This is a genomic window from Actinacidiphila yeochonensis CN732, assembly GCF_000745345.1.
GTDB classification, from domain to species: Bacteria; Actinomycetota; Actinomycetes; order Streptomycetales; family Streptomycetaceae; genus Actinacidiphila; species Actinacidiphila yeochonensis.
On sequence record NZ_JQNR01000005.1, the window covers coordinates 3,412,849 to 3,433,416 of the forward strand.

11 protein-coding genes and 2 pseudogenes are annotated in these 20,568 nt (G+C 74.5%); 6 read left to right on the forward strand and 7 right to left on the reverse strand.

Annotated elements, in window-relative coordinates; all coding sequences use genetic code 11:
* Nucleotides 1-459 (forward strand): annotated as a pseudogene (locus BS72_RS25965) (IS256 family transposase); the annotation flags it as partial.
* Nucleotides 460-531: 72 nt separating this feature from the next.
* On the opposite strand, the gene BS72_RS33335 reads toward BS72_RS25965, so the two are convergent.
* The 5 genes and pseudogenes from BS72_RS33335 to BS72_RS25990 form a co-directional block, all read right to left on the reverse strand.
* Nucleotides 532-1,794, reverse strand: coding sequence for a helix-turn-helix transcriptional regulator (locus tag BS72_RS33335; protein WP_063836136.1), 1,263 nt, complete (start codon nucleotides 1,792-1,794; stop codon nucleotides 532-534).
* Nucleotides 1,791-3,341, reverse strand: coding sequence for an AAA family ATPase (locus BS72_RS25975; protein WP_037914029.1), 1,551 nt, complete (start codon nucleotides 3,339-3,341; stop codon nucleotides 1,791-1,793). Before BS72_RS25975 ends, BS72_RS33335 begins: the two co-directional genes overlap by 4 nt.
* A 175-nt stretch (nucleotides 3,342-3,516) precedes the next feature.
* On the reverse strand, nucleotides 3,517-5,427 hold the full coding sequence (locus BS72_RS25980; protein ID WP_037914031.1) for an anthranilate synthase family protein: 1,911 nt from the start codon (nucleotides 5,425-5,427) through the stop codon (nucleotides 3,517-3,519).
* Nucleotides 5,424-5,903: pseudogene (locus BS72_RS25985) on the reverse strand (isochorismatase family protein); the annotation flags it as partial. The pseudogene BS72_RS25985 and the gene BS72_RS25980, both read right to left, overlap by 4 nt.
* On the reverse strand, nucleotides 5,825-6,154 hold the full coding sequence (locus BS72_RS25990) for a hypothetical protein (protein WP_078901639.1): 330 nt from the start codon (nucleotides 6,152-6,154) through the stop codon (nucleotides 5,825-5,827). The gene BS72_RS25990 and the pseudogene BS72_RS25985, both read right to left, overlap by 79 nt.
* 199 nt (nucleotides 6,155-6,353) lie before the next feature.
* On the opposite strand from BS72_RS25990, the gene BS72_RS25995 reads away from it, so the two are divergent.
* From BS72_RS25995 to BS72_RS39315, 5 genes are all read left to right on the forward strand, one after another.
* Entirely contained in the window at nucleotides 6,354-7,697 is a 1,344-nt protein-coding gene (locus BS72_RS25995; RefSeq protein WP_037914035.1) for a preATP grasp domain-containing protein, read from the forward strand.
* A gap of 2 nt (nucleotides 7,698-7,699) precedes the next feature.
* Nucleotides 7,700-8,926, forward strand: coding sequence for an MFS transporter (locus BS72_RS26000; protein WP_198545952.1), 1,227 nt, complete (start codon nucleotides 7,700-7,702; stop codon nucleotides 8,924-8,926).
* Between the two features lie 446 nt (nucleotides 8,927-9,372).
* Nucleotides 9,373-10,752, forward strand: coding sequence for a cation:proton antiporter family protein (locus tag BS72_RS36785; protein WP_051951703.1), 1,380 nt, complete (start codon nucleotides 9,373-9,375; stop codon nucleotides 10,750-10,752).
* Between the two features lie 1,435 nt (nucleotides 10,753-12,187).
* On the forward strand, nucleotides 12,188-13,339 hold the full coding sequence (locus BS72_RS26025) for a P-loop NTPase family protein (RefSeq protein ID WP_037914043.1): 1,152 nt from the start codon (nucleotides 12,188-12,190) through the stop codon (nucleotides 13,337-13,339).
* Nucleotides 13,336-15,636, forward strand: coding sequence for a hypothetical protein (locus BS72_RS39315; RefSeq protein WP_037914045.1), 2,301 nt, complete (start codon nucleotides 13,336-13,338; stop codon nucleotides 15,634-15,636). The genes BS72_RS26025 and BS72_RS39315 overlap by 4 nt, the downstream gene beginning before the upstream one ends.
* Here BS72_RS39315 and BS72_RS26035 read toward each other — a convergent pair.
* Both BS72_RS26035 and fxsT read right to left on the reverse strand, forming a co-directional pair.
* Entirely contained in the window at nucleotides 15,611-16,606 is a 996-nt protein-coding gene (locus BS72_RS26035) for a hypothetical protein (RefSeq protein ID WP_063836209.1), read from the reverse strand. The two genes, BS72_RS39315 and BS72_RS26035, sit on opposite strands and share 26 nt — an antisense overlap.
* 112 nt (nucleotides 16,607-16,718) lie before the next feature.
* A complete protein-coding gene (fxsT, locus tag BS72_RS26040) occupies nucleotides 16,719-20,510 on the reverse strand; it encodes an FxSxx-COOH system tetratricopeptide repeat protein (protein ID WP_037914047.1) in 3,792 nt (1,263 codons plus the stop codon).
* Nucleotides 20,511-20,568: the final 58 nt, after the last annotated feature.

A 20,568-nucleotide genomic window follows, 5' to 3' on the forward strand; every position in this document is an offset into this window, starting at 1 on the left:
CTTCATCTGCTGCGGAACTCCTTCCGCTATGCCGCCCGTCAGGACTGGGACAAGATCGCCAGGCTTCTGAAGCCGGTCTACACGGCGCCGACCGAGGAGGCCGCCCTGGAGCGGTTCGCCGAGTTCGCCGACACCTGGGGCCGGAAGTATCCGGCGATCGTGAAGCTGTGGGAGAACGCCTGGGAAGAGTTCACCCCGTTCTTGCGGTTCGACACCGAGATCCGCCGCATCGTCTGCACCACCAACGCGATCGAGTCGGTGAACGCCCGCATCCGCCGGGCGGTCAAGGCCCGTGGACACTTCCCCAACGAGCAGGCCGCCCTGAAGTGCGTCTACATGGCGATCATGTCCCTTGACCCCACCGGCAAGGGACAGGCCCGCTGGACCATGCGCTGGAAGACCGCGCTGAACGCCTTCGACATCACCTTCGACGGCCGCCTGTCAGCAGCCCGCCAATAGCCCCGACTACCCCAGTTACACCGCTCGTTTGACAGACCCCATTCTGGCTTGTCCGGGTCTGGACGTGGACGTCTAATTCTGACCGGGCGCTGGACCTGGCCCGGTTCCGGGGGCCGTGTCGGGGAGGCGGCGGGCGAGTTCGACGCGGGAGCGGATGCCGAGCTTTCGGTAGATGTGCCGGAGGTAGTAGTTCACCGTGTGCGGGGACAGGTGGACGCGCTGGGCGACCTGGCGGTTGGTCAAGCCCGAGACGACGAGGGCGGCGATGGTGCGTTCGACGGCGCTGAGCGTGGCTGCTGTCGGGTCCGGGGCGGGTGGCCTGTGGTGCGGGACGGCGTCGACGAGAGGCGTCCGGTCGACCTGGTCCCGGGCGGGCCATGCGTGGTGCCGGGGTGGCGAGGGGGTCTGCGGCACAGCCTGCGGGGTGACCTGTCGTTCGTTCAGGAGCGAGGTCAGATCCTTGGCCGCGCAGGCCCGGGCCCATGCGTCCGGGTGTTCCGCCGCGACGCGGGAGATCCCGTCGGGATCGCATTCGTACAGGCTGCGGGCGTGCAGGGCGGACAACTGGACGGAAGCGGCGCCCGGATTGTCGGCGGCCAGTCGTTCCACGGTCTTGAGGGCCGTGTTGGCGAGCTCGGGGTCGGCGACACGGCGGGAGAGGCGTACGAACCAGGCTGCCGCGCCCGGCTCGGTCAGGAGCAGCGGGCCCAGGGACGGCAGCGGGCCGGGGGAAGAAGCGAGCAGGGCGGTCGTCGTGGTGAGGTCGTTTCGGGCGACGTGGAGGAGGAGGTCGAGCCAGTGGCAGTGGGGGGTCGGATACGGGAGCGTCGCGAGAGCGGCCGCGTGCTCCCGGCAGCCGGCGAGGTGTTCGGCCGCCGCGTCGAGGTCGCCGGTGAGCAGGTCCGTACGGCACAGGGTGGCCGATGCCCAGGCGGCGAGGACGGGCAGCGCGGCGGCCGACGCGGTCGAGAGGGCGCTCCGGGCCAGTTGCCGGGCGGCGTCCGTGTCCCCGGTTCGCAGGCGGGCCGTGGCGTGGATGAGGGTGGCGGTGATCCGGAGGGCGGTGTCGCTCTCCTCGGGCGGCTGCTCGGGCAGGGCGTGCCGGAGGAGGTCCGCGGCCTCCTGGAGGTGGCCCAGTGCGACGAGTTTGGCGGCCAGGGCGAGTCGGGGGTGGGTGAGGTCGGCCGGCGCGTCGGGGGTCTGGGGGTGGTCGACGGCTCGACGGCCCCAGTGGATGGCCTGGGCCGTGCGGCCCTCGGTCCACTCCAGGCCGGACAGGGTGACCGCGGCCGTCCGGCCGGCCTCGGAACCGTTCCTCGCCAACTGGTCGATCACGGTGTCGGCCCAGACGCCGGTGAGGGCAGCGGGGCCGGTCGGGCCGGTCGGCGCGGTCGGGCCGAGACGTTCAAGGGCCCTGCCGGATGTGGAACCGGAGCCTGGGGACCTGGGGTTCGAGCTCCGGGGGCCCGCGGTTCCGGTGTCCGCGGGTCCGCTGCCCGCCGCCCCGCTGCCCTCGGACCTGGAGCCTGAGGGCCCGGAACGGGCGGGCGCGGGTGCGGGCGCGGGAGCCGGGACCCGGGAGCCCCCGGCGCCGCCCCCGAGCCCACCGCGATCCCCGGCACCTCTGCCCCCCCGAACACCACCCCGGAGAAGACAGCGCCCCCGTGCCCGCCGGCCAGGAGCAGGTCGGTCAGCAGGCGGCGGAGTGTCAGCTGCTCCCGTGGCGTGTGCGGGCGGTCGAGGGCGCCGCGGACAAGGAGGGCGGCGGACTCGACGTGGCCGGCGCGGAGCAGGGTGCGGAGCGCTCCCGTCGTGGTGGCGCCCGTCGAGGTCGCGCCTGTCGCGGTCGCGTCTTCGGCACCCGCGGGTGTCGCGTGCGGAGCCAGTGCCTCCGGAGGGTGGCCCGGCGCGGAGGGGGCGCCGGCCGGAGGCGTGGGGTGGGGCAGGTGTTGGCGCGCCTCGTGGTGGAGGGCGGCTCGTACGCCTGCCGGGATCGACTCGTACACGGCGCGCCAGATCAGCGGGTGTTGGAAGGCCACGCCGTCGTCGGTCAGGGTGAGCAGGCCGGTGGCCATGGTCTCGTCGAGGGCGGTCAGGAGGGCGGCGGTGCTCGTGCCCAGCAGGGTCGCGGCTCGGGACAGCGGGAAGGTGCGGCCCAGGATCGTGCCCACGCGCAGGAGTTGAACCGACTCCTTGGACAGCTGCCGCAGGTTGTCGTCGATCGTGGCCCGTACGCGCAGCGGGAGTTGGCGTGGGGTGAGACGGATCAGGTCGCCCGTGGGGCCGATGCGGCCCTCCTCGGCGAGTCCTCCGACCAGTTCCACGATCAGGCGGGGGTTGCCGTTGGCGCAGGTCACCACGTCCAGCAGGCCGGCCTTCGGCGGTGTGCCGATCAGGTCGCGGACCAGGTCGCGGACCGCGACGCCGGTCAGCGGGGCCAGTTCGAGCCGGTCGACCGGGGTGCCGGGGGACGCCAGGACCGGTCGGTCGAACGGGGTGCTCGGGGCCTTGGCGGCGCGGGCGAGCAGGAGGGCCGACGCGGGGGAGGAGACCTGGCGGGCGGTGTGGATGAGGTGCTGGAGCGCGTCGGTGGTCATGGCCTCCACGTCGTCGAGGACCAGCAGAGCGCGGTCGTCGGGGGAGCGGGAACCCCGTGCGGGACCCACTGACGCCAGGGCGCGGAGGTTGGCCGCGGAGTGGTGATGGACGGTCAGGCCGCGCTGCCGGGCGTGGTGTGTCGTCTCGCGCAGCAGCCTGGTCTTGCCGATGCCGGTCTGGCCGCTGACGATCAGGGTGCGGGGTGAGTCGTTCCCGGCCCGGTCGAGGAAGCGTTCGAGGCGCAGTTGCTCGTCGTGGCGGCCGTGCAGTCTGACCTCGGGCATACTTCCCCCGTCGTGACGTTCATGACCATGCGCCGTCGGCCGGGGGATCGCCCGGGCCGCTGAACCAGGAACCAAGATCCCTCATGCAGCGACCCGGAACAGTGACGCACGTCACAGTACTGACGGATTGTCCGGAAGCACTACGGTGGCGCACCCAGGGTCCACTGCCCCGTCGTCATCCCAGGCATGTGGCCAGCACCTCCGTCAGGAGCCCGCCGACAATGCTCAAACCGTCCTCGGTGAGCACGGATTCGGGATGGAACTGCAGGGAGGCGAAGCCCTGGCCGCGCAGCGCGTGGATCTCACCGGTCCCGCTGTGCCGGCTGAACTGCACGGTGCCCAAACGGGGATGGTCGATCTTGTCCTGGTCGCTGCGGGCGGCGAAGGTGTTGTAGAAGCCGACGCGTTCCCGGTGCCCGAACAGGTCGATCTCCCGTTGGACCCCTTGGTTCGGCACCGCGCGGCGGACGACGTCCAGGCCCAGGAGGCCGGTCAGGACCTGGTGGCTGAGGCAGATGGCCAGGAAGGGGCGCCGTGCCTCCAGCAGGGTGTCGAGGGCCGACCGCAGATGGGCGATCTTCGGGTCGTCGACGTCACGCGGGTCACCGGGGCCGGGGCCCATGACGACCAGGTCGTAGCCGTCGAAGCCGTACGGCTCGTCGAAGCGCCGGACGGTGACCTCCAGTCCCATCGCACGGAGTTGGTGGTCCATCATCGAGGTGAAGGTGTCCTCGGCGTCGACGACCAGCACCCTGCGCCCGGCCAGCCCCGGCACCGGAAGGTCGGGTTCGGAGCCGGTGCGCAGCCAGAAGCCGGCGATGGAGTCGTTGCGCCGGGCCAGCGCCTCGCGGACCTGGGGGTGGTCGGCGAAGCGGTCCGGGCCGTGGAAGCGCAGCGCGGCGAGCAGGCCCGCCGCCTTCGCCCGCGTCTCGGCGACCTCGGCGACCGGGTCGGAGTGGCGCACCAGGGTGGCGCCCACCCCGATGCTGATCCGCCCGGAGGCGTCGATGTCGGCGGTACGGATGAGGATGGCGGAGTCGAGGGTGCGGGCGCCGTGCTCGTCGCGGCCGACGAGGGCGAGGACACCGCTGTAGTAGCCGCGGCCTTCCGGTTCGTAGCGGGCGATCACCTGGGCGGCGCTCTCCAACGGGCTGCCGGTCACCGTCGGCGCGAAGAGCGTCTCCCGCAGGATCTCGCGCACGTCGCGGTCGGTGCGGCCCCTGATGAAGTACTCGGTGTGCGCCAGCCGGGCCATCTCCCGCGGGTACGGCCCGACGACCTGTACGCCCCCGTCGCAGAGCCGGGCCATCATCTTCAGTTCCTCGTCCACCACCATGTACAGCTCGTCCGACTCCTTGCGGTCGGCGAGGAAGGCCATCACCTCCGGCAGCGTGGGTCCCGAGGCGGGATAGCGGTAGGTGCCGCTGATCGGGTTCATCACGGCGGTGCCGTCGTGGAGGCTGATGTGCCGCTCCGGGCTGGCTCCGACGAAGGTACGGGTGCCGGTGTGCACCAGATAGGTCCAGTAGGCGCCGGACTCGTGCTCCAGCAGCCGCCGGAAGAACGACAGGGCGCTGCGCGGGCCGTAGCCGGTGATCTCGGCGACGAAGGATCGCTTGAGGACGAAGTTGGCGCCCTCGCCGCGGCCGATCTCCTCGCCGAGCACGGTTCGCACCAGGTCGGCGTACCGCTCGTCGTCGGGTGTGAAGCTGCCCGCGGTGAGCGTGACGGGGTCGTCGGGGAGCCGGCGCAGGGCCTCGGTGAGCCGCAGCCGCTCCTGGGCGGCGACGGCCATGGCGAGCAGCGGCGCGCCGTCGTCGGGGGCGTCGAATCCGTGCTCGCGGATCTGCCGGTAGGGGATGATCGCCAGCACCTCGTGCCGGGCGCCGGCCGGGGCCGACGTCTCCGCTCCGCCTGACGGCAACCCGGGCTCCTCCTGCGGCAGTCGGATCTCCGCGAGCGTTTCCGCCGCGGACATCTCGCCGAGCAGTACGTCGAGGGCGTCCCCCGTGCTCGCGGGACGGTGCAGCAGGGCGTATGCGGGCGGTCGCTCCTGGAGCACCCGGGCCAGCAGGTCCGCTGTCATTCCGGCTCGCCTCCGTCGAGGTCGGTCAGCAGGGACTTGGTGGTGGTGACCACGGCGCAGCGGTCGGCCGCGTACTCCAGGGCCATCCGGTGGTACGACTCGGAGAAGTCGGCCACCGCGTCGGCCACCAGGAACGGCTGGATGTCGTGGGTGAACGCCTCCACGGCCGTCATCAGGATGCCGACATGGGCGTACACCCCGCAGATGACGAGCTGGTCGCGGCCGTGCCGCCGCATGCGCTCCAGCAGGTCGGTCCTGAAGAAGGCGCTGTAGCGCCACTTGGTCAGCAGCCAGTCGTCCGCGGTCGGCGCCAGTTCCGGTACGACGTCCCGGTCCGCAGGGTCGGTGCGCATGCCGGGACCCCAGAAGTCGTGGAGCAGGCCGCGCTGTTCGGGTGTCATGCCACCAGGCTGAGCCGTGTACGCGACCGGTATGCCAAGACCGGCGCAACCGTCGCGGAGCAGGGCCGTGCCACGTCGCCCAGGCCCAGGACGGCGGTGCCGTCGGTGACCACGGCGACCAGCCGGCCGGCCCAGGTGTAACGCAGGGCAAGGGCCGGGTCCTTCGCTATCGCCTCGCTGACCATGGCCACCCCGGGGGTGTAGGCGATGGACAGGGCTCGGGAGTCGTTCAGGTCGGTGGTGACCCCGACGCTCAGTTTTCCGCCTTCGTGAGCGGCGAACACCTCGGCTTCCGTCGCAGGACTGTTGACCCCGACAGCTGTCATGGTGAAATCCCTCTTCTCGGCAGTCGGCGCAACGTTATCCGAGCGCGGCGCCTTGCCGCACTACTCGCCCGGGTAGTCCGCTCGCTCGCCTTTTCTACCCGGACGGGTAGTGGTTTTCCCGAAGGGACAGGAACATCATGGCCAACTACCGTTCCCCAGGGTGGAACCGCCAGGAGCCGCACGGAAAGAGAGCGTCGACATGGCCACACTGATCGTCAGCAACCAGCGCACCGAGGAAATGGTGGGTGACCTCGAACTGCTGGACCCGGAATACCGTCTTTATGTCGGGAACCAGGCGCAGCGAATGGCCTGGTGCCTGTCGGAAGGCGATGTGCTCGTCCTCCCCGTTCCGGTCCCCGAGGAATACCTGCGTTATGTGACCGCCGCGCTGGGAATCCCCCGGGAGTCGGTCCAGGTGCTGGTGCCGCCCACCGGCCGGCTGGGCGAGGGCGTGCTCTCCCGGGACCGGCTCACCGACGCGGGCTTCCTCACCGCGCTGCGCACGGCCGTACAGGCGCACGGTGTCGACGACGTGCTGCCCTTCCACTTCGACGGCTCCGTGGCCGAACTGACCCGCACCCTCGGCCTGGACAAGGCGGTCCCCGGCTACGGCTTCCTCGACCAGAGCGGTGGCCGGCTGCTGAACAGCAAGAGCACCTTCCGCGCCCTGGCCGGCGGGACCGGTGCGCCCGTTCCGTTCGGCGGGGTGTTCTCCGCGCAGGAGGAAGCGGAGTCGTTCCTCTGGGAACGTCTGCTGTCCCAGGGACAACCCGCCATCCTCAAGCAGGACTTCCACGTCGCCGGGTTCGGCAACGAGATCGTCGCCCCGTACGCCGGTGTCGACCCGCTCGGCGCCCAGCGCGCCGTGGTGGCCGCGAGCCGCGCGGACCTCGGCGCGTACCTGACGGAGCGCTGGCCCTGGCTCACCGACGGCGGGCGCCACCACGTGGTGATCGAGCAGTACGTTCCGGAATCCGCACCGATCTACGCCGAGGTCCGGATCGAGGAACACGGCGTGGAGTTCACCGGCCACGGCGAGATGCGGATGAAGCCCGTCCTCAACGGACTCGTCGTGCCCGCCCCGTCCGCGGCACTGCCCGCGTTCCCCGGCTTCCTGGAAGCCGTACAACGGCTGTGCGAGCCGATCCACGCGATGGGCTACCGGGGCATCGTCAGCATCGACGCCATCGTCACCCCCGACCGGAACATCCTCGTCAACGAGTTCAACTGCCGCACCGGAGGCTCCACCCACATCCACCGGATCGGCGAACGCGTCGTAGGGCAGGACTACTTCGAGCAGCGCGTCCTGGTCGAACTGCGCCGCTGCACCTTCCCGCCCTTCGCCACCACCGTCCGGGCCCTGTCCGAACACGGCCTGGCCTACGACGACGGCATCCGCACCGGCGTCCTCATCACGGTGGACGACAACAGCCCCTCGGGCGGCTTCGGCGAGTACTGCGTGGTGGCACGCGACGCCGAGCAGGCCCGTGGACTGGAGCAGGCCGTCGCCGAGCTGCTCGCGCCCCTCTGTGCCGAGGACTGACCGTGCCGTCCGCCACCAAGAACGGCTACCGGGACCTGATGACCCGCGACTTCCTGCTGTGGGTCGTGATCTCGCTGGCCAGCAAGGCCCCGGTCGCCATGGCACCGCTGGCCCTGGTGTTCCTCAGCCGGGAGCGCCCCGGGGGGTACACGCTGGGCGCCACCCTCGCCTCCGTGTACGTCCTGGGGGAGGTCGTCGGCGCCCCCCTGCTCGGCACCCGGCTGGCCCGCGGCCGTATGCGGGGCCAACTGTCCGGCGGGCTGATGGCGGGCGCGCTCGCCTTCGGCGCCCTGCCCCTCGCGCACACGGCGCCGGCGCCCGTACTGAGTGTCCTCGCCTTCCTGGCCGGTGCCGCACCGGCCGCCTGCCCCGGCGGCATCCGCTCCGCGCTGACCCGCATGGTCGCCGACGACATGGTGCCGCGTGCGCTGAGCGCCGAGGCCACCCTCACCCAGATCGTCTGGGCGGCGGCACCCGGCACGGTGGTCCTTCTGGCTCTCCAGGTCGACCCCAGGGCCCCGCTGCTGCTGGGCGCGCTGCTCGCCGCCACCGGCTCGCTCCTGCTCCTCCGGCTCCCGGAGCCGCAGCCCCGGAAGCCCGCCGACCACGCGGCGGCGCCCACAGCACGCACCCTGCTGTCCGGCTGGCCCGTCTACCTCACCAGCGCCGCCGCCATGGCCATGCTGGCGACCGCGGAACTCGTCCTTCCGGCACTCCTGGAGAACCGTGACCTCTCCGTCAGCTGGTCGGGCCCGCTGCTCGCGGGCTTCGCGCTGGCCAGCGCGGCGGGCGCGTTCTGCTACGGCCTGCGGACCTGGCCCGGTCCGGTACGGACCCAGAGCCTGGTGTTCCTGGTCGTCACCGCCACGTTCGTCAGCCTGATCACACTGCTGCCGGGCCTGCCGGGCATCGCCGCCGCACTGCTCCTGGCGGGCGTCTTCCAGTCCGGCGTGATGGTCACCCGCAACCTCAGCCTGCGCGAACGCCTCCCCGAGCCCGCGCACGCCGCCGCGTACTCCGTGATGTACGCCGTGCAGGGACTGGGCTACAGCCTCACCGCGTCCCTGACCGCGGTGGCCCTGGACCTGGCGACCCCGTCGACGGCGATCCTCGGCGGTGTCGCCATCACCCTCGTCATCACCGCCGTCAGCGCGATCGCCGAACGCGGCTCGGCACCCCGGCCCACCGCCGAGCAGCGCACGCTCGCCGACGCCGATCTCGGGCCCTGAGAACGCGATGGGCGTGCGCCGCCAGGCCGGGGCAGGGGAGGCCCGGATCGGGGCGGGAACGGGGCGGCAACCAACCTTTCGGACTCTGGCCTGACGGGATCTCACCCACGAGCGCCTTTGATCCCTACCATGGTGGTACTGCCGGGTCCGGGAGATGGGGGGCGCATGCGCGAACGGCCATGCTATGCGCGGATCTCAGCGAAGAGCCCTCCCAGGCTGCGGTGTTCGGCCCCGCGGGCCGGACGGCGGGACACATCACCGGCCGTCTGCCCCGCGCGCGGGGGAGTGGACGGCGGCCGCCGCGGCGCCCCCGGAGACGGCCCGCCGGTGCTCCGACCGGTACCGTCGCGGTGGTCGGTCCGTCGTGACGGAGGCCGCGGCCGAGGCGGCCGCGGCGAAGGGGTCGGCCGGCGGCGGGAACCGGCCACCCCCGGGCGGGAGCGGGGATGACCGGGGTGCTGCGGAGGGCACGTGAGGCGCTGTCGGGCCCGCTCCTGCTGGTCGTGGCGCTCACCGCCGTGCTCGCGGGCTTCCTGGTGGGCCACCTCGTGTCCACCGACCGGGTAGTGCAGGCCGGTTGGTACCTGCCCGCCTCCGGGCTGCTGCTGGCGGCCGGCCTGTACGGCAGCACCCACGAGATCGACCCGCGCTCGGTGCGCGCGGACCTGCGCACCGCCCTGTTCGTGGTCACGGTCGGCGTCCTGGCCAAGGCGGCCGTCATCGCCGCCGTCATGATGCTGGCCTTCCGCAAGCCGGAGTACCTCGTGCTCGGCATCACCGTCGCGCAGATCGACCCGCTGTCGGTCGCGGCGATGCGCGACAACTCCCGGATGTCCCAGCGGGCGAAGTCGCTGCTGGCGGTCTGGGCCGCGTTCGACGACCCGATGACGGTGCTGCTCTCCCTCTACTTCTCCGCGTTCGCCTTCCACCTCGCGGGCCGCACCGGGAAGCCGGCCCTCGTCCCGGACGGTGGCGGTGCCGCGTCGTTCGCCACCGGGATCGGGATCAACCTCGCGCTGTGCGCGGGGGCGGTCGCCGCGTGGTGGGCCGTCCGGTGGGCAGGGGAGCGCCGCGCGGCGGCGCGGGCGGGGAGGAGCGCGGGGGCCGTCCGGGACGGCGCCGACCTGGCGGCCCGGGGCAGGGCCGCCGACATCGCGGCGGTGGTGATCGTCCTGGCGCTGCTCGTGATCGCGGCCATGACGATGCTCATGCTCGCCGTGGCGCTGACCGGCCTGCTGGTGCGCGTGGGGCGCTTCCGGGCGTGGGTCGACCGTGCCGTCACGGCCGCCTTCCTGCTCGCCGCCGCCGGACTGGGCGTCCTGCTGGTGGGGGGCGTGTCCCCGCTCAAAGGCGTCGTGCTCGGCGTGGCGGCCTTCGGCGCGCAGGCGGTCGTCGCCCTGCTGACCGTGCCGCGGATGCTGCCGGACCTGCCGCGGGACGACAAGGTCTTCCTGGCGCTCGGCCAGCAGAACGGCATCACCGCGATCATCCTCGCGCTCGCCCTCGAACCCGACTTCCCCGGCACGGTGGGCGTTGTGGGCCCGGCCGTCCTGACCGTCGCCGTGCTCTACTACGCCGCCAACGGGCTCGCGGCCAGGCGGCTCCGCGACCGGGCCCGGGCGTCCGAGGTATCCGAGACATCAGAGGCGTCAGAGGTGTCAGACGCGTCCGAGGCGGCTGGGACGGCTGGGACGGCCGAGGAACCGGCCGCCGCCCACGTCCACGACCCGGACCTCTCCGGCGACGCCGACGGGCTGCGGCCCAGGCACCTTGTCGGCCTGCGCCGGCACAGCTCCGGCGGCCATCCTGAGTGGTCCCGGTGGTGAGCGGACGGGCGGCCGCGGCCGGGCCGAACGCGACCGTCGAGCGCGCGGCGACGCCCCGCCCGCGCCCGGAGGACGAGGGCTGCCGACCGGGGAGCCGGGCCGCGGAGCGCCCCCGCGCCCACGCGGACCGGTCCTCGCCGCGCCGACGCTCGCCGTCCTGGCGGTGGGACTGCTGGTCTGCGTCCTGCCCCTGCCGGTGGCGCTGTCCGTGCTGTCCCGGCCCTCCGGCGACACGGCGCCAGGCCTGGCCGCCGCCGGCGGGACGCCGAGCCGGGCGGCGTCCGAACCCGCGGTGACGTCCCGGACCTTGCCGCAGTCCCGGCTGTCGGCGTCCCAACGCGGTCCGATACGCGCGGTGCTGGCGGCATCCGGGCCAGCGGCGTCCGAACCCGGGCTGATACGCGCGGCGTTCGCGGAGTCGGAGGCGTCCGGGCCCGTGGCTTCCGAAGCCACCCGGATATCCGCGGCGGCCACGCCGTCCGAAGGCGCACCGTCCGCCCTGGCCCCGCGCCGGTCTCCGCACCGGCGCAGCCGGTCTCCGCGCCCACCTCCGTAGGAACCCCGTCCGCCGCTGTCCCCGCCCCCGCCGCGCCGCCCGTCCCGTCCGCCCCCGCGACAGCCACCGACGACATGTACGCGGTCTACTGCCTGGCCCCCGGCAACCAGACGCGGACCGCCTCCACCGCCGTGCTCCTCGGCCTCGCGCACGCCGTGGCCGGGCACGGGGACCGCCTCCGGGCCGGCGCCGGGCCGAAGTCCCCGGTGCTCACCGTGCGGGGCTGGGCGGCCGCGCGGCCCGACGACTTCCGCCGGGTCTGCGCCGCCGTGGTGGCCGCGGACTCCCTCGCCGCGGGGGCGCGGCGCAGGGGACCGACGCCGCACACGGCGGCGACCCGTCCGACGGCATCCTGCGGACCGCGCTGCTCAGCGCCCTCGGCGTCGGCCTCACCCTGGTCGGTTCGATCAGTGAACGGGTCGCCGGCCGCCGTCGGGAGCGTACGGAGGCGCTCGGCGCCGCCTGCACGAAGTACGCGCTGTCCGGCGCGGAGTACCTGAGGCAGTGGGCGGCCGCCGGCCGGGAGGGCGCCGCCGGGGACTTCGCCGCGGTCGGCGCGGCCCGCACGGGGCTCGTCGAGGCCCTGCTGGCGCTGCCGGCCGTGGGCGCCCGCCGGGCGGCCGCAGAGCTCCTGGCGGCCGACCTACCGCTGTCGCGAGAGCCCAGCGACTCCCGGACCGGCGCCTCCTGGGCCGCGACGAACAGGATGAGCCGGGACGAGCGGGACGAAGAGGCGGCGCGCCAGTGTCACGCCGTGGCCGCCGCGGCGGCCCAGGCGCGCGGCTTCGCCGGACCCGCCGTCGTCTGGCACCTGGTCCACGCCGGTGCGGGCACGGCCGCCCTGTTCCGCCGGGTGCGGCGGAACGGAGGCACCGCGCCATGACACTCTTCCGCGGCCCCGTCCAGGCGGCCCCGGCCGAGCCGTGCAACACCTTCGCGGTGCCCACGGTCATCGCCCCGATCGAGGGGCCCGAGCGGGTCGTCTGGGAGCCGGACGGTCCGCTGGTGCCCTGGCAGGTCGCGGGCGCCGACGACCTGTGGGTGGAGATCGACCACACCCGGGACCTGCTCCGCCGCTTCGAGGCCGAGGGTCCGCAGCCGGACCGGATCATCGACAGGATCGAGAACGCCGGCCACCTGGTGGTCGTCAGCGGTCCGCGGCAGTCCGGCAAGACGACGCTGCTGCACAAGGCCGTGCACAGCCTGGCGCTGCGGCTGGACGACCGGATGAGGACGTGGTCCAACGTCGAGCAGCTCGTGCCGGCCCAGGAGCGCTGGACGGCGCGCAGCCCGCAGGAGCTGAGCCACGTGCGGGTCGTCGCCCTCGCCGGACCGCGCAACGCTCCGGCACACGTCGCCTGGGCCGCCGGCCGGCCGCTGGACGTCGACCAGGTGCACGACCGGATCCTCCGCAAGGTCCGTGAGACGCTGGGCAAGCCCGAGGTCGAGGACGGCCACCCGCCCGGCAGCGAGGACCTGTACGTCGCCTACGAGCGGCTGAGCCGCCAGCTCATCGAGGACCGGACGGTGCTGCTGATCCTGCTGCCCGACTTCGGGTGGGGCGGGGAGGGCCTGACCGGCAGGTTCTACCGGAGCTGCCGGGACAACGCGCGCTGCGGCATCGTCTTCTTCGTGGAGAGCCGGAACGACACGGGCTGCGCCGACGATCTGCGGACCGCGTTCGGCGACGAGTTGGGGACCGAGAACGTCACGCACCTGGCGCTCGGGCCCATGGCGGAGGGCGACTGGCGCGACTTCATCGACGCACGCCACCGCGCGGCCATCCCCGGCGCGGCGATCCGGGTGGCCGCCGAGGTGACGGACGGGGCGCCCGCCCTACTGACCGGTGCGAGCGTCGGGAAGCTCCGCAAGGTGCTGTACGCCGCGACGCAGCACGCCCACGAGAACCGGCGGGACGAGGTCGACGCGGCCACGCTGCGCGCGGTCGGCAGAGCGTTCGAGGTACCCGGGCCGGACCAGTTCCGGCGTGACGGCGCGAGCCGGCAGCAGACTGAGGAGCCGCGGCCATGACCGGACCTGGCGGTACGTCCCGTACGACCAACCCGTTCCCGGTCAGCCCGGTCGCGCAGCTCCGCGTGGTCACGCGGCGCAGACCCGCGGGCACGGCGGCCGAGGAGGCCCCGGTCAGCATCGAGACCCCGGTCTGGACGCGGCTGTGGGGCCAGGTCGAGGAGTACCTGGAGCACCCGGAGGAGGCGACGACCCGCGGGCGCGCGGTGGCGCTCGTGGGCGAGCTGGGCCGGGGGAAGAGCCACCTGGCCCGGCAGGTCGTCACCCGGGTGCGGGCGCAGGACGAGGCCGTTCCCGTCTGGGTGGTCGACCGGCCCGGCACGGATCTGACGAGCCTCTACCGCGACCAGCTCACCGCGATGTTCGAGGACCGCGACGCCCGCGAGGCGTTCGAACGCGTCGTCGAGACGTTCCACGCCCAGGTGACTGCCGACGCGCTGGCGGAGGACACCGGCACCGGGCTCGACGACCGCACCCGGGCCGAGTTCGTCCGCCAGCTGCGCCGCGACGAGCTGGACTCGCGGAAGGTCGTCCGCAGCTTCGAGATCAACGAGGACGCCATCCACCGCCACCTGCGGCGGGAGTTGCGCGAGGTGGTCGGGCACAAGCAGTTCGCGACGGCGTTCGCCCTCCTGCTCGACCTGCGGTTCCGGGACCTGGTGTGGGCCTGGCTGGCCGGCGGGGTTCCGGACAGGCCCCTGGTCGAGCGCGGCATCACCCAGCAGATCGCGGGCGTGCGCGGTGTCCTCGACGCGCTCACGGTCTTCGGGTTCCTGCACGGGCAGGTCGGCAAGCCGTACGTCCTGGTCGTCGACGCCCTGGACGAGGTGGGCGGCGACGCGGCGTTCCTGCGCCCGTTCGAGTCGCTGGTCGACACCTACGTCAACCGCGGCGGTCTGCTGCTGCTGACCGCGCTGCCGGAGTCGTGGAGCGGCCTGCCGCGCGGCCTGCGGGAACGCGTCATGCAGATCTGGCCGCCGCGGATGAGCCGGGCGGAGATCGAGCGGCTCGTCGCCGCGTACGTCCACCGCCGCCCACCGGGACTCGCCGCACCCCAGGACGGCCCGGAGCAACTGCCGTTCACCAGCGCCGCGCTGGACCAGCTGGAGGAGATCGGCGACGGTGTGCCGCGGCGGGTGCTGCGGATCTGCCGGCAGGCGTGGGGGCTGACCGACGAGCGGTCCGCGGCCGACGGCGAGCCGCGCGTGATCGACGCCGCGGTGGTCCACCGGGCGGTGCGGGTGCTCACCGAGCCGCGGTCCCCGGCCGACGTCAGCGACGAGGTGGAGCGCGCGCTGGCCGCCGACCAGTGGTCGCACGAGCGCGAGCCGCTGGAGGTGAGCCGCGCCGCCGACCCGCGGCTGGACCAGGTGTCGTACTGGGTGCGGGTCGGCGAGCGGGACACCGTCGCCGTCCTGGTGGCCCCGTCCGTGCTGGACGAGGCCGAGGTCGGCGACCTCGCGGCGGTGGCCGTGGCGGCCCGCGCCGCGTTCGACGGCGGCTGCCGGCTCCTCGTCCTGGTCAACGGCACGGTCTCGCGAGCCCGGTTCAACCGGCTCGCCCAGCGGATCGGCACCGCCCCGCTGCTGGTCGGCGACGAGGGCTTCGCCGACGCGCTGCGGGCCGCCGTGCGGACGCTGGCCGGGCGGCTCGCGGCCGTCCGGCAGGGCGGCGACGTCGCGTCGATGGGGGAGCGGCTGGCCGGGCTGGCGGAGGAGCAGTACGCGGTGCTGGGCGCGGTACGCCGGATGGAGACGGTGCTGCGGCGCGGCGCGACGGCCGCCGAGGCCGCCGAGGAGCGCCTGCTGCCCGCGGCGGTCGCCGAACGGTTCGCCGCCGCCGAGCGGGCGGTGGAGACGCTGGCCCGGCCGCCGCGCCGGGTCGGCGAGCTCTTCGCTCTCGACGACGCCGGCCACCTGCCGGGCGACCGGCGCCCCGGCCGGTTCACCTTCGACGAGGCGCAGCTCACGGGCCTCGGACAGGTGTCGGCGGTCGCGCACCTCCTGCACGCCTTCCGGTCGGGCGTCCTCGGCTGGCAGCGGGCGGTGGCCCGGCGCGCGGACGGCGTCGACGCCGAGCTGGAGCGGAGCCTGTTCGTGCTCTGCCGGAGCTTCGAGATCAGCCTGGAGGTGCTGCCCGTCCTCGGCGGCGCGCACGCGGCCGGGCCGGCCGCCGAACCGGAGGAGGCCGACCGCCGCGCCGAGGCGTACGAGCTGCTGAACCGGCTGGCGGACGAGGTCCGGACGGGCCTGCTCGCCGCCGGCGGCGGCGTCAGGAACGGCCCGACACCGCGGTGAGCAGCGAGCCGAGCCGCTCCTCGGCCAGCGCCACCTGCGGCTGGTCCACCGTCACGCCGAGCAGGAACGTGCCAGGGCCGTGGCCGAACCAGTGGATGTACACGGCGCCCTCCTGCACGTCCAGCACCAGCCGCCGGATCTGCTGGTCGGAGACCGGCCGCAGGATCTGGCGCAGCCGGGTGATGTCCGCGCGCAGCCGGCCGGCGAGGTCGCGGTACATCGCCCGGCGCTCGCCGCTCGGGATGCTGCCGAGCCGTACGCCGAGGTCCGGGTCGTCGAACGCGTCCCCGGCACACACCGCGGTCCAGTCGCGGTAGTACGCGGCGTACTGGAGGTTCACCGCGTTGACGTGGTCGTCCCACACCGACCTCAGCGACGCCGGGGAGCCCGGGCCCCCGGCGGACAGGGCGGCCTCCCAGTGGAGCTCCCCGGTGCCCGCCGGCTCGGCGGGGACCAGTTTGCCGTCACCGCCGAGGAGTTCGTCCGGCAGGTGGTGCACCTCGCGCCGGATGCGGGTGACCAGCAGGTTGAGGCCGTCGTCCAGCTCCGCCACGGTGTCGCCGGACTGCGTGACCCCCACCAGGTGCTGGCCGGCCCTGATCCGCGCGCAGTACATCCCGCCGTCCGGTGCCTCGACGACGAGCCGCATCAGCTCACCGGTCTCCAGGCGCTGGAGCGCGCGGTCGAAGTCCTCCACGCAGACGACCAGATGGCGCCCCGGCCAGCCCTCCGCCGCGAGCAGCCTCCCGCTCACGGTGCGCGGCGTGCGCAGCGGGGCGCTGCCCCGGGGCCGGACCGCGAAGTCCAGCACACCGTGGCTGTAGTGGGCCACCGAGCGGAACGCCGGGCCGTGTTCGGCGACGGCGGCCACGCATGCCCGCACGACCGGCGAGTCCTTCGCCGTCCAGTGCTGCTCGATCAGAAGTTCAGGTCCGGCCTGCTCCGGCTCGGCGGCCGGCGGTGTGCTCATGGTGGTCACTGTGTTCCTTCCCCGTTCCGCACGGTGGCCCGCCACCGCCGGCCGGTGGCGGAGGACGGCCGCACGCGGCGCGGCGGTTCCGCTGCGGGTCGCTGCTTCCTCGTCACAGGTCCGGCAGCTCCAGGTCGATGTCCCGGTGCTGCCCGGTGCCGTCCCCGGGCCCTCCGGGCGCGTCCAGTACGCGCAGGTCGCGGGCGACCAGCGCGCGGTCCGGGTGCCGTTCCTGCCCCAGGTCGTCCAGGGTCTCCAACGCCTCCCGGTAGTACTGGCGGGCGTTGTCGTGGTGCCCGCGGGCCACCAGGGTGCCGGCGACGGCCGCGGCGGCGGCGGCCACCCACGGATGGCTGTGGCCGAGGCCGTCCCGCAGCGCCTCCAGCGCCCGGGTGCCGGTGTCCAGCGCGGCGTCGGCTTCGTCCACCGCGCGCAGGTGGACGCCCTCCCGGACGGCGGCCAGCCCGGTGTACGGGTGGTCCTCGCCGAGGGTGTCCTCCAGTGCCTTCCGGCAGGTGCGGATCGTGTCCAGCGCCTCCCCGTGCTTGTGCGTCGCGTGCAGGTCGGTTGCCAGGCTGAACCGGCAGCGTTCGGTGATGAGTTGGCCGTCGCCGAAGTGCTTCCGGCACGCGTCCAGAATCCGCTGGTCCCGCTCCAGGGCGCTCTCGACCAGGCCGGCCTGCCGGCCGCGCGCCGCCAGCCCGAGCCGCCGCTCGCTGACCGCCAGGCCGATCTCCGCGCTGGCCGACTCGGCGCCGGCCGCGCCCCGGGCCTGGTGCAGGTACAGCTTCAGCAGGTCGAAGGACTCGCGGTTCTGGCCGAGCCCGCGGTGCACGAAGGCGAGGATGCCCATCGAGGACGGATCGGTCCGGCCGGTCGCGGCCAGCACGTCCCGGCGGTGCTGGAGCAGGTCGAACGCGGCCCGGTAGTCACCGCACAGCGCCTCGGCGAGCGCCAGGTTGTGCTCGGTCTGCGTGGTGGCCGGATGGTCCGGCCCGAGGATACCGGCCAGCGTCCCCCGCACGTGGCGGCCGAGCACCCGGGCCTCCAGCATGGCGCCCTGGGAGCGCAGGATGGCGCCGAAGGAGTCCGCCGACAGCAGGCTGCGCGGATGGTCGAGGCCCAGCACCATGCGGTGGCCGCGCAGCGCCTCCTCCGCGGCCTCCGCCGCACGGGGGTACCTGCCGAGGGTGCGGTACGCCTGCGCGGTGTGGTTGCGCAGCCGCAGGTACTCCAGAGGCGGCGGTGACGCGTACCACTGCCGCGCGGTGGTGCGCGCGATCCGCAGCGCCTCCGTCAGCCGGCGGTGCTCCCGGGTCGCGATCAGGGCCGCGAGGTCGGCGAGGACCACGCGCCGGACCTCGGGCCGCTCGTCGGTCCACAGCGACAGCGCCGTCAGCCGCAGGGCACGCGCGTCGAGGCTCGCCGGGGCGCCGTCGCCGGGGCCGCCGGCGTCCCGGCCCGCGCCCTCGGCCAGGATGCCGCGGACCTGCCGCTCGCGCAGCGCGCGCTCGGCCGGGTCCATCCGCGCCAGGACCATCTCGCGCAGCGGGCGGACCTGCCGCACGGTCTGCCCTGGGTGCGGCCCACCCGCCGCCCCGGCCGGGTCCGTGCGCAGCTCCAGCAGGCCCTGCTGGACCAGGGCCCACAGCGCCGCGTGGACCACCAGCGGGTCCCTGACCGCGGCGGCCCGGCCGCCGCCGGGGCCGGGTCCGGGGCCGGCGAGCGCGGCCATCAGCGCCGGTGAGTTCAGCAGGCCGGTGTCCATCCCGACCGGCGCCAGCAGCGCGCAGCACTCCAGCAGCCGCTCCAGCGCCCTGGTGCCGCTCGGCTCGCGGTCCCACAACGTGCCGCCCGCCGCGGCCGGCAGGTCGGCCACGGCCGCCTCCAGCATGACGCGCTCCAGCGGCACCGCGTCGCCGCGGGCCAGCAACTGCTGCTGGTGGGCGCCGAACGCGGTCATCAGCCGGTCGGCGGCCTCCCGCAGGGCGGCGGGCCGCGGCCGGTTGTCCTCCGCCATGCGCCGCTCGGCCCGCAGCCGGACCCACGCGCCGGCCAGCGCCACCGCCAGCGGGCCCCGGCCCATGGCCTGCCCGATCTGGTCGGCCAGCGCCGGGTCCAGGTCGGGGACGGCGGCGCCGATCAGGTCCCGGCTCTCGTCGAGCGAGAGCGGCGGCACCGCGAACGCCCTGCCGCCCGGCAGGCCGTCCTCCTCGCGGCAGGTCAACAGGACGTTCCCGTTGCCGTGTCGCGGCAGCAGCCCGGCCAGCGCCTCGGGATCGTCGGCGTCGTCGTACACCAGCAGCCAGCTGGGCGCGTCCGGCGAACCGAGCCACGCCAGGACCTCCTGCGGCTCGTCCCGCTCCGGCAGCCCGACGCTCTCGGCCAGCAGGCCCAGCCCGCGCTCGACCGCGGTGCGGTCGGCGGCGTCCAGCCACCACACGATCCGGTGCGCGCCCGCGAACCGGTGGCAGAACTCCAGCGCCAGCGCGCTCTTCCCGATGCCGGACACCCCGGTGAGCAGGCCGGGCACCGGCCCCGCGGCGGCCTCGGCGAACCGCTCGCGGATCGCCAGCAGCAGGCCGTCGCGGCCGGTGAACGCCGGGTCCCGCGGCGGCAGGTTGTGCCGCTCCGGCAGCACCGGGAAGGCGGCCGCGCCGCCGACCGCGGCGGCCGGCGGCGGCAGCCGCAGCGCGTGCCGCAGCCGTGCGGCGGCGTCCGCCGGCTCGCAGCGGCGCAGGTCGAGGCGTTCGTGGTGGCCGAGCCCGGCGGGCAGCGGCTCGTCGTCGACCACCACGACCCGCACGTCCGGGTGCGACAGGCGCTCCAGGGCGGCGATCCGCTCTCGGGGGGCGCCGACCGGCGGGACGACCAGCAGCATCTCGCCGGACGCCGGCGCCGTGCCGGTGAACTCCGCCAACGGCACCGTCGCACATGCCAGGTTGGCGCCGTGGACCTGCTCCTCCAACCACTCCAGCCACGCCCGGGACCGCTCCGGGCCGACCACGGTCACCCGCTCGACGCCGTAGGACACGGGGCGGTCGAGCACGTCGGCCAACCGGGCGTACCCGCCGCGCCGTACCGCGCTCCGCGGCGGGCGCCGCTCCGCGGGCGTCGTGGGGACCGGCGGCCGCACGTCCTCGCGCCCCGCGGCCGCCTCAAGCGTCTCCACCTGGTCGAAGGGGATCTCGACGTACGGCACCGCGCGGTCGCCCGCGAGGCCGCGGAACGCCGTCCGCACCCGGTCGCGGGCCAGCCGGAGCTGCTCGCTGAGCCGGTTGTCCGTCCGGATGCCGACGACGACGAGGTCGAACGGCCGCGCCGCGCCCGCCCCGCCCGCGGGCCGGGGGCCTCGGGCGCTCTCGGCGTCCTTGCCCATCTCGCGGGCCAGCGCGGCCGCCGCGTCGACCGACCACGACGTGGGCCCGAAGCAGGCCGCCAGCACATGGCCCAGCCGGCCCAGGACCATGGCCTGCTCGGACGTGCGCGGCACCGGCGCGTCCACCAGGACGGTGTCGTAGCCGTGGTAGACGGCGGCCCGGGCGGCGGCCTCCCGGACCGGGAGCCGCGCCAGGGCGGCGGCGTCGGGCAGGTCGAGGACCCACAGCGGAACGGTCCCGCCGTCGCCGGGCAGCCGCCACTCCCAGGGCGCCGGCAGCGGCCCGGCGGACGGCGCGTCCTCGGCGCGCGCCACCCGGACACCGCCCGCGTGGTGGCGCAGATGGTCCACCAGCCGGGAGTCCGGCCCCGACCCGGGCACGTGCACGACCAGCGTCCGGCGCCCGGCGCCCGCCATCGCCACCGCCGTGTGGGCGACGGTGGTGGTCTGGCCGACCGCCCCGCTGCCGGCGTAGAACACGACCACCCGGACACCGCGTGGCGCCCCGCCGGCCTGCTGTGTCATCTGCTCGCTCCCGCTGCTCCTGGGTTGCTGCGACGCCCGGTGCGAAACCGCTCTCCCA

Coding starts and splice junctions, on each gene's coding strand:
- BS72_RS25975 (WP_037914029.1), bottom strand. CDS start 3,341: ATGCCCGAGGTCAGACTGCACGGCCGCCACGACGAGCAACTGCGCCTC.
- BS72_RS25980 (WP_037914031.1), bottom strand. CDS start 5,427: ATGACAGCGGACCTGCTGGCCCGGGTGCTCCAGGAGCGACCGCCCGCA.
- BS72_RS25990 (WP_078901639.1), bottom strand. CDS start 6,154: ATGACAGCTGTCGGGGTCAACAGTCCTGCGACGGAAGCCGAGGTGTTC.
- BS72_RS25995 (WP_037914035.1), top strand. CDS start 6,354: ATGGCCACACTGATCGTCAGCAACCAGCGCACCGAGGAAATGGTGGGT.
- BS72_RS36785 (WP_051951703.1), top strand. CDS start 9,373: ATGACCGGGGTGCTGCGGAGGGCACGTGAGGCGCTGTCGGGCCCGCTC.
- BS72_RS26025 (WP_037914043.1), top strand. CDS start 12,188: ATGACACTCTTCCGCGGCCCCGTCCAGGCGGCCCCGGCCGAGCCGTGC.
- BS72_RS39315 (WP_037914045.1), top strand. CDS start 13,336: ATGACCGGACCTGGCGGTACGTCCCGTACGACCAACCCGTTCCCGGTC.
- BS72_RS26035 (WP_063836209.1), bottom strand. CDS start 16,606: ATGAGCACACCGCCGGCCGCCGAGCCGGAGCAGGCCGGACCTGAACTT.
- fxsT (WP_037914047.1), bottom strand. CDS start 20,510: ATGACACAGCAGGCCGGCGGGGCGCCACGCGGTGTCCGGGTGGTCGTG.